General features: G+C 71.1%; 8 protein-coding genes. 7 read left to right on the plus strand and 1 reads right to left on the minus strand.

Features of this window, described 5'->3' with window-relative positions:
• Window positions 1–55: 55 nt before the first annotated feature.
• From VFZ09_RS03550 to VFZ09_RS03565, 4 genes are all read left to right on the plus strand, one after another.
• A complete protein-coding gene (locus tag VFZ09_RS03550) occupies window positions 56–2,551 on the plus strand; it encodes a Kelch repeat-containing protein (RefSeq protein ID WP_329726033.1) in 2,496 nt (831 codons plus the stop codon).
• Window positions 2,552–2,875: 324 nt separating this feature from the next.
• Window positions 2,876–3,943, plus strand: a complete 1,068-nt coding sequence (locus VFZ09_RS03555; RefSeq protein WP_329726034.1) for a DUF2804 domain-containing protein — start codon at window positions 2,876–2,878, stop codon at window positions 3,941–3,943.
• Between the two features lie 15 nt (window positions 3,944–3,958).
• Window positions 3,959–5,590, plus strand: coding sequence for a serine/threonine-protein kinase (locus VFZ09_RS03560; protein WP_329726035.1), 1,632 nt, complete (start codon window positions 3,959–3,961; stop codon window positions 5,588–5,590).
• 118 nt (window positions 5,591–5,708) lie between these two features.
• The gene (locus VFZ09_RS03565) at window positions 5,709–6,797 is read left to right on the plus strand and encodes a hypothetical protein (protein ID WP_329726036.1); all 1,089 of its coding nucleotides are present in this window, start codon (window positions 5,709–5,711) and stop codon (window positions 6,795–6,797) included.
• Window positions 6,798–6,904: 107 nt separating this feature from the next.
• Here the strand turns inward: VFZ09_RS03565 and VFZ09_RS03570 are convergent, their stop codons facing one another.
• The gene (locus VFZ09_RS03570; protein ID WP_329726037.1) at window positions 6,905–9,460 is read right to left on the minus strand and encodes a M1 family metallopeptidase; all 2,556 of its coding nucleotides are present in this window, start codon (window positions 9,458–9,460) and stop codon (window positions 6,905–6,907) included.
• Window positions 9,461–9,610: 150 nt separating this feature from the next.
• Here VFZ09_RS03570 and VFZ09_RS03575 point away from each other — a divergent pair, with 150 nt between their 5' ends.
• From VFZ09_RS03575 to VFZ09_RS03585, 3 genes are all read left to right on the plus strand, one after another.
• Window positions 9,611–10,318 (plus strand): DUF4272 domain-containing protein, encoded by a 708-nt coding sequence (locus VFZ09_RS03575; protein ID WP_329726038.1) that lies wholly within the window; start codon window positions 9,611–9,613, stop codon window positions 10,316–10,318.
• A 61-nt stretch (window positions 10,319–10,379) separates the two neighbouring features.
• On the plus strand, window positions 10,380–10,646 hold the full coding sequence (locus VFZ09_RS03580; RefSeq protein ID WP_329726039.1) for a hypothetical protein: 267 nt from the start codon (window positions 10,380–10,382) through the stop codon (window positions 10,644–10,646).
• Between the two features lie 355 nt (window positions 10,647–11,001).
• The coding region (locus VFZ09_RS03585; protein ID WP_329726040.1) for a hypothetical protein at window positions 11,002–12,313 on the plus strand (1,312 nt) is incomplete at its 3' end.

Below are 12,313 nucleotides of genomic sequence, written 5' to 3' on the forward strand. Positions count from 1 at the left end.
GCGCTCGCGCCCGGTGTAGAGGCAGACGGAGTGCTGTTCGTCACGAGGGGGAATCGTGAAATTCTTCAAGGATTTCGTCGTCGTGGTGTTGTTGTTGGGCTGTGTGTCCGGCTGCGGCAATCCCGATCCCGGGGACGGGCCCGCGGACTCCTGTCAGCAGAATCCCGGGGCCTGTGCCGATTCCGGTACGCCCGGAGGCGATGATGGGGGCACGCAGACGGGGCTCCCGCCGGAGCTCCGGGAGGCCTCCCAATCCGCGTTCCAGTCCACCGTGGGCGAGCCCGTCACCTTCCGCGTGTCGGCGAGCGATTCCCAGGGCGGTGTCCTGGGCTTCTCCTGGTCGGCCAATGCCGGCCACCTCGGTACGCCGGAGAGTGACGCGGCCTCCAGCGCCGTCACCTGGACGTCGCCCACCTGCGCGTCCGCGGGCGTGCCGGTGCCCACCGTCACCGTCGTCGTGACCAATACCCGCGGGCGTTCCTTCTCCAAGGACTTCCAGATGACCATCCGCTGCACCCAGTGGTCCGCCACGGGCAGCATGGTCTCGGCGCGGAGTGGTCACTCCGTCACCCTGCTGCCCGATGGCAAGGTGCTGGTGGCGGGTGGCAGCGTGGGCGGCGCTCCTCTGGACTCCTCGGAGCTGTACGATCCGGCCACGGGCTCCTGGAAGGAGAGCGGACGGATGGCCTCGGCCCGCCAGTTCCACACCGCCACCCTGTTGCCCAATGGCAAGGTGCTGGTGGCGGGCGGTACGAGCAGCGGTGGCGTGCTCTCCCTGTCGGAGCTGTATGACCCGGCCTCTGGCACCTGGAGCTCCGCGGGGGTCATGTCCGAGACCCGTACGCATCACTCCGCCATCCTGTTGTCCACGGGCACCGTGCTGGTGATGGGCGGCTCGAATGGCACCAGCGCCTCGTCCACCGCGGAGCTGTACACGCCGGCGACCAACTCCTGGGCGTCCACCGCGAGCATGTCCGCGGCGCGCATGGACGCGTCCATCACCGGGCTGCCCTCGGGCAAGGTGTTGGTGGCGGGAGGCTCGGGCCCCGGCGGCCCTCTCGCCAGTGCCGAGGTGTTCGACCCCAGCACCCGCACCTGGGCGGCCACCGGTTCCATGTCCACGTCCCGCTCGGGTCATGCCGCCGTGCTGCTGATTGCCTCGGCGCGGGTCCTGGTGGGGGGCGGGACGGATGGCGCCGGGAAGGCCACGGCCAGCGCGGAAGTGTATGACCCGGGGAACGGCACCTGGTCAGCCACCGGTGTCATGTCCCAGGCCCGCGCGGGTTCCACCCTGACACTGCTGCCCTCGGGCCGGCTGTTGGCGATGGGCGGCTCCAATGGCACTGGCACGCTGTCCAGCGCGGAGGTGTACGAGCCGGGGACTGGAATCTGGACGCCCACCGCCACCACCGCCGGAGCTCACTCGGGCCACGTGTCCGTCATGCTGCCCTCGGGCCGGGTGCTGGTGGCGGGCGGCCTCGGTGCTGATGGCAACGCCTCCGCCGGCGTGGAGGTGTTCGAGCCCATCGCTGGGACCTGGTCGCGCACCGGGAGCCTGGCCGCGGCCCGTCACAATCACACGACCACGCGGCTGCCCTCGGGAAAGGTGCTGGTGGCGGGTGGCTCCAATGGCTCGGGAGCGCTCGCCACGGCGGAGCTGTATGACCCCGCGGCCGGTATCTGGACGGCCACCGGGAGCCTGGCCGGGGTCCACCAGCGCCACACCGCCACCGTGTTGCCCTCGGGAAAGGTGCTGGTGGTGGGCGGCTACAACGGCAGTGGGGGCGTGGTCGCCACGGCGGAGCTGTATGACTCCGCGGCCGGCACCTGGTCGGCCACCGGCAGCCTGGGCACGGCTCGCTATGCGCACACTGCCACCGTGTTGCCCTCGGGCAAGGTGTTGGTGGCGGGCGGCTACGACAACAATGGCGGCGTGCTCTCCACGGCGGAGCTGTACGAGCCCGCGACCGGCTCCTGGTCGGCGACCGGCTCCCTGTCCAAACCCCGTGGCGAGCAGGTCGCCGTGCTGCTGTCCTCGGGGAAGGTCCTGGTGGTGGGAGGCGCCAACGGCAGTGGTGTCCCGGTGGTTACGGCGGAGCTGTATGACCCCGCGGCCGGCACCTGGTCGGCCACCGGCAGCTTGAAGACCTCGCGCATCGCGCACTCGGCGATCGTGTTGCCCTCGGGCCGGGTGCTGGTGATGGGCGGGCAGGATTCGGGAGGCACCGTGCTCGCCTCGTCGGAGCTGTACGACCCCGTGGCTGGCACCTGGGCGACCACGGGCAGTATGAACCTGCGCCGGATGTCGCATCAGGCCGTCCTGTTGCCCTCGGGCAGGGTGGTGGTGATGGGGGGCTCCAGGGTGGTGGGCTCGAGCCAGGTGAACCTGGGCTCCGCGGAGTTGTACGACCCGGCGACGGGCAACTGGTGGAGCACCGGGGACATGGCCACGGCCCGTAGCACCCACACGGCCACGTTGTTGTCATCGGGCCAGGTGCTGATTACGGGGGGCGGTGACCCCGACCTTCAGAGCGAAATCTACACCCCGTGATGAGCAGGTGACGCAATCGCCAGGGACGTAAAAGGGACGTAATCGAACGGACGCCCCCGAACGCCGGCGAACACTTGCGTCCGATGGCTCACTTGCCTCAAACGCCCTTTTTCAGAGGGGAAATGGGTCGGTAGGACAGAGGAATCGAACCTCCCAGGGACATGTCTCCATGCCCCCCACCGGTTTTGAAGCCCGGAGGGGGCTCGACTCCATCGCGAAAGGTCCACCTCCGTACACTCCCGGCGGCGTTCTGTGCGCGAGTGATCCGTCGTACCCGGGGGCCGGGTGGCAGATGGGAAGGAGAAGGCCCACCCTGGGCATGAAATGACACCGGAGCGAGAATTGGATCTCCTTCCCGCGCCCGCCTCCGTGGCCACGGCGTCGGGTGAACCGCGGTTCGGTACCTATCAGGGCGAGCTGCCCGAGGTGGATCTCTCCCGGCTCAAGGGCCGGTGGGCTCCCGCCGCGGCTCCCGCCCGGTTGCTCAAACGCAAGCGCTGGCATTACACCCTCGCCGCCACGCCCGAGGTGCTCGCCCTCTTCGCCGTGGTGGACGTGGGCTACTCCGCCAACGCCTTCGCCGTCGCCCTCGACCTCAAGGAGCAGCGGCCCCTCTGTGACGTGAGCTTCCTCGGTGCCCCCGGCCCGCTCGCCGAGGTCGGCGACAAGCCCGGCGCGGGGCTCACGGCCTCGTTCCGCACCCTCGGCGGCCGGCTCACGGCGCGCCGCGGCGAGGACGACGAGCGCTACCACCTCCAGGTCGACGTGAGCCGGTTGCGCACCGGCAGCCTCCAGTCCTTCCAGTGGAATGGAGACCTCCTCGTGGCCGGTGGCCCTCCCGCCCTCACGGTGATTGCCCCCGTGGAGGGCGATGGCTTCGTCAACGTCACCCAGAAGCGCTGCGGCATGCTGGCCTTCGGCAGCCTCGAGGCCGGGGGCAAGCGCTTCCGGCTCGACGGCGGCGTGGGCGGCACCGACTACACCCAGGGCTACCTCGCGCGGCATACCGCCTGGCGGTGGGCCTTCCTGGCGGGCAGGCTGGCGGATGGCACGCCGGTGGGCATCAACCTCGTCGAGGGCTTCAACGAGAGCTCCGGCATCAACGAGAACGCCCTCTGGCTGGGCTCCCGGCTCTACCCGCTCGGCCGCGCGCACTTCGAGTACGACCGGCGCGAGCTGATGAGCCCCTGGCGCATCCGGACCGGGGACGGCGCGGTGGACCTGCGCTTCCAGCCCCTCTACGTCCACCGGGAAGACCACGACTTCAAGGTGGTGGTGAGCCACTTCGCCCAGCCGCTCGGCCTCTTCGAGGGCACCGTCCGGGTGGGCGGCCAGACGCACCGGCTGTCCGGGGTGCCCGGCGTCACCGAGGATCAAGACATGCTGTGGTGATAGGCTCGGGGGGCCTTGTCCTCCATCGAGCCTGGGACCACCGTTGGCCGTTACCGCGTCATCCGCCTCCTCGCCCAGGGCGGCATGGCCGAGGTCTATCGCGCCGAGCAGGCCCTCACCGGGGGCATCGTCCGCCCCGTCGCGCTGAAGGTCATCCGCCCCGAGTACTCCGAGTCCGAGGACTTCCGCGAGATGTTCCTCGACGAGGCGCGCACCGCCTGCACCCTCAGCCACCCCAACATCGTCCACATCTACGAGGTGGGCGAGGTGGACGGGCTGCTCTACATGGCCATGGAGCTGGTGCCCGGCGTGTCGCTCACGGAAGTGGAGCGCGTGCTGCGCCAGCGTGGCGAGCGCTTCACCGACGAGGCGCTGCTGGCCGTGGGCATCGCCACCTGCGCCGCGCTCGAGGCCGTGCACGAGCGGCCCAACCTGGTGCACCGGGACGTGTCGCCGCAGAACCTGATGCTCTCGGCTGGCGGCACGCTCAAGCTCATCGACTTCGGCATCGCCAAGGCGGCCACCAACCGCAACCTCACCCGCGCCGGCACCACCAAGGGCAAGGCGGGCTTCTTCTCGCCGGAGCAGGCCCAGGGCAAGGTGCTCGACGGGCGGAGCGATCTGTTCTCGTTGGGCGTCACCCTGTACCAGCTCGCCGCGGGCGTGGGCCCGCTGGATGCGTACCCCACCCTCATCTCGCGCAACACCGCGCTGGTGCGGGGGGAGTGGGAGCCGCTCTCGCGCGCGTGCCCGGAGCTGCCGCGCGGCCTCGTCTCCGTGGTGGAGCGCGCCATGCGCGTGAAGCCCGAGGAGCGCTACCCCGACGCGCGCACCATGCGCGAGGAGCTGGAGTCCGTCGCCTTCGCGGCCGGCCTGCCCGTGGGCCCCGGCTCGCTCACGGGCTACGTGCGCGCCGAGGGCGAGTCCGTCTCCGTCTCGAAGTCGAGCCCCCGCCGGAACCGGCCCGGTGGCACCGGACCCGCGGCGCCCTCGGTCGCCACGGCCTCGCGTGCGCCGGCGGCGCGGAGTCTCCCGGGGGGCCGCAAGGTGTGGGCACCCGTGGCGGGCGTGGTGGTGGGGCTGGTGCTCTCGCTCGCGGGAGGTGCCTTCGTTCTCACGCGCCAGGCGCCCGCGCCGGTGACTCCGCCCGCGCCTGTGCCTCCTCCCGTGGCCACGCGCGCGCCCGCGCCTGCTCCCGAGCCCGTCCCCACCACGGCCGTGGCCGAGGCGCCCGCTCCGGCTCCCGAGCCCGCGTCCGAGCCTGTTTCCGAGCCCGCGCCCGTTCCCAAGCCTCCTCCCTCCGCGGCGGTGGTGTCCGCCTCCTCGAAGCGGGTGTCCAAGCGTTCCCGGGAGCAGGCCCACGCGGCGGCGGCTCCCGCTCCCGCGCCCGCCCCCGCCGAGGAGGAGCTGTCCGGCGAGGGGGTCTTGCGCATCGGCCCGGCCCCGGGGGTCAAGGGACAGGTGAAGGTGCCCGGGTACGAGTTCGAAGAGATTCCGTGCGGCCAGGGGCACGTGAAGGCGGGCCGCTACACGCTGCAGTTCATCTCCTCCGGGCGCCCGTCGAGCTGTGAGGTGGTGGTGCGCCCCGGGCGCCGCACGCTCGTCATCTTCGACGGCAAGGGCTGCACCGTGAGCTACTCCGGCTGAGTGGAGCTCCACCCGCGGTCATGCCAGCCACCTCGTCCAGGCCGCCGCCGACGAGGAGGGGGCTGTACCGCCGCGGGCCTCCCCTGGCCTAGACTGGGGGCCCCGTTTCGGATCCCCCATGAACTCCTGCTCGAGCTGTGGCCACCCCTTTGGCGATGAAGTGCAGTACTTCTGCCCCGAGTGTGGCCAGGAGGTCCCGGGCAGCGAGTCCTACGGCGGCGACTACGGCGGAGGCGAGTTCGCGGACGGCGCCTCGTGGGAGCCTCCGCCTCCCTCTCCCTTCGAGCGGCTGGAGGAGGTGCTCTCCAAGGTGTCCGTCCCCGTGCTCGGCGTGGTGGGACAGGTCGGCGCCGCCTTCCGGAGCGTGTTGGATGACCCGCGTCTGCGCTCGCACCTGCCGGGTGGCTCGCTGACGCTGCTCGGTCTGGGGCTCGTGGTGCTGGCCCTGCTGCTCTCGGTGATTCCGTTCGTGCAGGGCATCGGGTTCCTGGGCTCGGTGGTGGTGCTGCCGTGGGCCGCGCTCGTCGCCGTGAACGAGTGGCGCCTCATCAGCTCCCCCGAGGCCCAGGAGCCGGGCTCCCGGCCCGTCCGCCCCCTGCCTCCGGCGCTCGCGAGCCTTCCCCGCGACACGCGCCACCCGGGCATCGCGCAGACCTTCGCCCTGCTCATCTGCACGTCCGCCGTGCTGATGCTGGGCTTCGGCCCCATCTCGCTGGTGTGGATGCTGGCCGGCGCGGTGCTCGGCTACGACCAGGGCTGGCGCTACTTCGCGGACAGGGACGGGGACTCGGACGGCATGGAGGACACCGGTCCCCGGCTGCACCGCTGGGTGGTGGCCGGCGTCGTCCTGTGTACCTTCGCCCTCCTGCTCCCGTGGACCCGGGGCACCCTGCGGGTCCCGGGGCTCTCCGGCGGAGACATGCCGCTGTCGACGCATTCCCTGTTCACGCTGTTGCTGCTCGCGTGCTCCGGCGTGCGTCACCGCGGCCTGTCCGCCTTTCATCCGCTCCTGCTCATCCTCGCCGCCATCTGGCTCGTGATGTGGTTCATGCTCAACATGAGCCCCTACGCCGTCGGACCCTGGTTCTTCCTCCCAGGCCTGCTCGCCGTCGAGGCCGCCATCGTGCGCCACCTCACCCTGCTGCGCGGCGGCGGGGGCACCGTGGAGCAGGGGGACTCGGCTTCCGATCTGGATCTCCAGGGGTAGGAAGCCGGGGTCCGGGTACCCTCACCCCGTCCCTCTCCCGAGGGGAGAGGGGTTGTGACGCGGTGGGGGTTGTGACTCGGATGTCCTGGGGTGGATGAGGCTCTGGCCTACGCCTGACGCTTCAGCCAGGCGCTCACCTCGGGCATGGCGCGCTCTCGCAACGCCACGTCCTGCGCCAGCTTCTCCAACGTCTGCTCCGTGGCCTGCTTCGCCTCCTCCACCGGGCTCCCCGTCAGCAGCTTGCGCACCTCGTCCAGTTGCTTGCGCTCGCGCAGCGCCCCCATCGACTCCACCACCCGACGCAGCAGCATCGGCGCCCGGCCCGTCCTCGCCAGCACGTCCTGCCAGCGCTTCTGCATCTCCGCCCACCACGCCTCCCGCCCCGTCCGGTTGCTCATCAGCCCCGTCACGAAGCTCGCCACGTCCTGCATCTTCACCTTGTCCGTGAAGAAGAGCTTCCGCGCCTCGTCCGCCAGCGCCGGATCCTCGAAGGACGTCAGCGCCATCAGGTAGCGACGCTGTGTCGCCGGATCCGGCTCCCCCGGCATCTTCTCCAGCAGCTTCTCGTAGAGCGCCCGGTCCCCCGAGCGCGCCACCATCGCCACCGCCACGTCCAGCAGGTTCGGCTCCAGCACCCCCTTGTCCCCGTCCAGCATCCGCAGCACCCGCGGCCTCGCCTCGCCCAGCGCCTCCGCGCTGCGCGCCACGCCTCCCACCGCCCTCACCAGCGCCGCGCGCCGCAGCTTCACCCGGTCCGACTCCCCCGGCGCCGCGTTCCAGCCGAGCTTCTTCAGCCCCGCCCCCAATAGCTTCTCCACCCACTGCTGGAAGCGCTTCTGCTCCTCGCCGTCCACCAACCGGCTCTCCACGTACGCCAGCCGGCTCACCAGCTCGTCCAGGACGGCGTCGTCCTCCTCGTTGCCGAAGCGGCTCGCCAGGTCCAGGAAGGCCGCCACCGTCGCCTGCCCGCTGCGCGCCAGCGCCCACTGGTCCGCCAGGAGCGAGATGCGCTCCGCCGGCGCCAGCGCCGTGACGTTCGCCGACATCTTCTCCAGCGCCGGAGCGTCGTACTGCACCCGGTAGAAGCCCGTGGAGCCCGCGTTGGCGCACAGCCACTTCACCTCGCCCGAGCCCTCCAGCGTCACCTTCGTCTGCGCCTCCCGCAGCAGCACCCGCTGCTCGCGCACCCCACCCGCGTCCGCGAAGCGCAGCACCATCGGCACCGGCCAGCGCTCGCCGCTCTTCACCCCGGGCTCCGAGTAGTAGCGCTGCTGCGACAGCGTCACCGTCCGCCCGTTCATCGCCACCGACACCAGCGGGTAGCCGCCCTGGCCGATCCACGCGTTGGCCAGCTCCAGCACCGGCTGCGACGAGGCATTCGCCAGCGCCCGCCACAGGTCATCCGCCACCGCGTTGGAGCGCGCGTGCGTGCGCATGTACTGGCGCATGCCCTCGCGGAAGGGCCCCTCGCCGAGGAAGCCTTCAATCATCCGCAGCACCGCGCCGCCCTTCTCGTAGGTGATGAGATCGAAGCTCTCACCGGCCTCGTTGGCGTTGCGCACCTCGCCGCGCACCGGGTGCGTGGAGCGCAGCGCGTCCAGGTGCAGCGCCGCCGCCTTGCCCGCGTCGAAGTCCAGCCACACGCGCCAGTCCGGCTTCCAGCTGTCGACAATTTTGTACGCCATCCACGTGGCGAAGGCCTCGTTGAGCCAGAGGTCGTCCCACCACACCATCGTCACCCAGTTGCCGAACCACTGGTGCGCCAGCTCGTGCGTCACCACCTCGGCCACGCGCTTCTGCACGGAGAGCGGCGCGGTGGCGGGGTCGAGCAGCAGGGCGATCTCCCGGTAGGTGATGAGGCCCGCGTTCTCCATGGCGCCGGCCTCGAAGTCGGGGATGCCCACCTGGTCCACCTTGCCGAAGGCGTAGGGCAGCCCGAAGTAGTCCTGCAGCCGGGGCAGCGCCGCCAGCGCCGCGTCCTGGCCGAAGCGCGTCAGGTGCGCCTTCTCCGGCAGCGCCCACGTGCGCACCGGAATGCCCTGCACCTTCTCCTCGGGCGTGCCCACCAGCGGGCCGCACACCAGCGCCACCAGGTACGAGCTGAGCACCTCCGTCTCCGCGAAGGTCAGCTTGCGCAGCTTGCCGTCCTCCTCGTCCTCGAGCAGCGCGCCGTTGGCCAGCGTCGTCAGCCCCGGAGGCACCCGCACCGTCAGCGCCCAGCGCGCCTTGAAGGCCGGCTCGTCGAAGCACGGGAAGAGCCGCCGCGCGTCCGCCGCCTCGAACTGCGTGGCCGCCACCTTGCCCGCCGCGTACAGGCCCCGCAGGCCCTCGGTGAAGCGGCCCGTCCACGCCACGTCCAGCGACGCCGCGCCCGCGGGCAGCTGCTCGCCGAAGCGCAGCACCACCGTCTCGCTGACCTGCACGGGCTGGATTTCACGCGGCTTCAGGCTCTTGCCGTTGCCACCGCGGAACGTCACCTCGCCGAGCTGCAGCGCGAGGGCGTGGAGGATGATCTCGTGGGAGGGCTTCTCGAGCTCCAGCTCGATGGTCTGCTGGCCCGTGAAGCTCTTGGCCTCCATGTCGAGCGTCACCGTCGCCGCGTACCGCCGGGGACGGATGGAGAGGGGAAGCCGGAAGTTCTTGTCGTCGGTTGCGTGCGCCATAGGCCGCTGACTCTAGCGGGAGTGCGAGCGGACGCCCGCTGGAGAGTGATGCGTCCGTGCAACAGGCGTCCACCGGGCGACGGCTCGGGCTGGGGGGGGGCGTAGGGGATTCGTTTGCCTCGTGACGGGGGGAGGGGCTGGGGCATCCCCATGGCTGAAGGCCTCTTGGAAAACGGACTGCTCGCCCACTGGCCACTGCCCGTCTTTCCAGAGACACTCCTCCTTATGGACACCCAACTCGCGCGCGCACACTCGCTCTCACTCACCGATGCGCTTGGCTATCCACGCCCTCCGGCCCATTTCCCAGTTCACTCCGGCGGCCCGGTGCGCATGGCGCAGGAGGTGGTTGAGCGGGCGCTCGTGCTCAACATCGTCATAAACTGCGCATTCCAGATGCCCATCCCTCTTGTCAGGTCCTGGTTGAGGCAAGAGGGGCTCGAGGGAGCACTCACGCCAGGGGAGCAACGCTATCTGGAGGCGGTCGAGAAGGGGCTGGCGCCAGAATCGCAGGGCCATCAGCTCCAGGTCGAGGCGCTCTGGGCGTTGGTGTGGGCGCTGGCACTGGTTGCTGTCCTGGACTTCGGAAAGTACTGCGGCGACGAGCTGTCCGGGCTGTTGCCGGATCTGCGCCGGAGCGAAGGAAGCCGCAGCTTCCGGAAGAGAGCACACCTGCGGAGCCCCGAGGAACTCTACCAGGCGCTCGACCTCGCGTACTGCCTGTCATGGGGCATTGCCGAGGCCAACCTCACGCGCTCCGCGGTCCCGGGGCGGGTCGAGCAGTACGTCGTGTGGGAGCGTCGCCGGGCCCTGGAGTGGCTCCATGGTGATGACTGGGACAAGCCCCGCACCGACACCTGAGCCGGGTGGTGCCAGGTGAGGGAATCTTCTTGGGCGGTTGTCGTTTCAAGGGGCAGCCGGCATGGCGGAGGACCACGCACTCGTCGCCCGGAAGCTCCCCGACGGGGACAACCTCGGCACATTCCTCGTGGTGCTGGCGCTCTCTGGCAGCATCAACACCGGCCAGGCGCGGGCCTGGTCGCGGCGCACCTCTGGCCAGCAGTTGTCGGCCACGGCGCCGCCGCAACACGTGCGTGCCCTGAGCTGCTCCTGGCTGGGCTCACGCAGCACGTGTTCCTTTCCAACTCGTACAGGTGCGGAGGTGCAGCATGTCCACCCGTCGTGGTGATGCGTCCACCTCGTGCGCACTGCCGCCCCCAGCGCTGGCGGCATTCCTTCCGGCGCATGCGTACATGCACCGGGTCGAATCGCGCCCCGGAGCACCGGCGCCGCGGCCGGCACGTACTGGCACGGGGCCGGAGGTTTTGGCACTCGCCCCAGGGAAGTCGAAGGCGGGAAGCGGAGGGAATAGGGGCCTGTCCCCTTGGGTCAAGGGGCTACGGGCCCTCCTGCTCGCAAGCGGCCTCGTGGCCAGCCCCAGCGTGGCCGGCGAAGAGCTGAGACGAGCGCGGGTGAAGCTCTCGGCCCAAGCGCATGCGCGAGCCCAGGCCCCTGGTCCCCGCGTGGAAGAATGGAAGGGGGACGTGCTCTCCCTCCGGGTGATGGACCCGGGCACCCTCGTGGTGGAGGCAGGTGATGAAGTCATCGCCGCGGGCGAGCTGCTCTGGGGCGAGGGCACGCGGCTGCGGGTGGAGCAGCGCAGGGGCCACCCGCCCGCGCCGCTGCCCCGGCTGGTGAGTCCCGAGCCGGGCCGGGAAGAGGTGGAGGTGGACGTCCCGGAGGGAGTGGGCGCCGGAGGGGTGCTCACGCTCACCTATGAGTGGGGCCGCCAGGACACGCCTGCCCTGGAGCGCACCTGGCGCCTCCCGCCCCTGGAGGACCTTCCGCCAGAGTGGCTCGAGGACGAGCTGGTGGAGACGGAGCAGGAGGGCACGCCGGAGGACGGGGAGGACGGCGTGCTCACCTTCCTCTCGGCCCGGGAGGCTTCCTTCCCCGTGCAGGTGGACGCGGAGCGGCCCGAGCTGCTCTGGGTGCCCGGGTACGCCTCGCGGGAGGAGATTGCCTCGCGCCTCTTCGGGGATGCCGCGGCGGCGGGTGCTTTCGACATTGTGCCCCGTGCGCCTCCCGCCAGCGCCGCCGAGGGCCTCCAGGTCTGCGTGCGCGTACGCCACCCGCCAGCGCTCGTGCCGCAGGTGCTCGCCACCCTGCGCAGTGCCCTGGAGGCGCAACTGGAGGCGGATGTCGCCTGGAGCCGCTCCCAGCTCCCGGCGGGCGCCCGGGACAGGGCCGCGGCCGCCGCGCTGGTGGAACGCGGCCTGCGCTGGGCCCAGCGCTCGGACATTCCGGACGGGGCCGGGCGGAGCTACTTCGACCGCTACCTCCAGGCGCTCGGCCCCTGGCGGGACGAGGACTGGCTCTCCCTGGGCGACGCCGCCGAGCCCCTGCGCAAGGCCGTCGCCCTGCGCTCCACGCGCTTTCAGACGGGCTACCGTGTCACGGATGGCTCGCCCGTCCTCGCCCCGGGCAGTGTGGTGGGCCGCTTCTACTTTCCCGACGGCTCCAGCGTCCAGGTGCGCACCCAGTTGCTGCTCACCGAGGAGACGTCCCTGGAGCGGGCGGAGCTGCGCGTGCGCACCGCTCCCCGAAGCACGCCGCGCGTCATCCTCCCAGGGAGGGACGGGCGCTGGCGGGGCTACAGCGCCGAATTCAACACCGTTGCCGGAGCTCCCGAGCCGCTCGAGAGTCCCGAGGGCAACGCCTCCTGGTACTACCCGGGCACGCTCCTCATCCGCCCGGGGGACTGGCGGCCGGGGCTGGGGGCCGGTACGGGTGAGGTGGCGGCCTTGCGGCGGGAGCTCCTCCAGACAGCCCTCGCCACGGCGACACCGCAACAGC

It is taken from the genome of Archangium sp. (assembly GCF_036277355.1).
Taxonomy (GTDB): Bacteria; Myxococcota; Myxococcia; order Myxococcales; family Myxococcaceae; genus Archangium.

Bases quoted from the DNA above. Each gene is read 5' to 3' on its own strand.
- VFZ09_RS03570 (WP_329726037.1), bottom strand. From the start codon at position 9,460: ATGGCGCACGCAACCGACGACAAGAACTTCCGGCTTCCCCTCTCCATC.
- VFZ09_RS03555 (WP_329726034.1), top strand. From the start codon at position 2,876: ATGACACCGGAGCGAGAATTGGATCTCCTTCCCGCGCCCGCCTCCGTG.
- VFZ09_RS03565 (WP_329726036.1), top strand. From the start codon at position 5,709: ATGAACTCCTGCTCGAGCTGTGGCCACCCCTTTGGCGATGAAGTGCAG.
- VFZ09_RS03575 (WP_329726038.1), top strand. From the start codon at position 9,611: ATGGCTGAAGGCCTCTTGGAAAACGGACTGCTCGCCCACTGGCCACTG.
- VFZ09_RS03580 (WP_329726039.1), top strand. From the start codon at position 10,380: ATGGCGGAGGACCACGCACTCGTCGCCCGGAAGCTCCCCGACGGGGAC.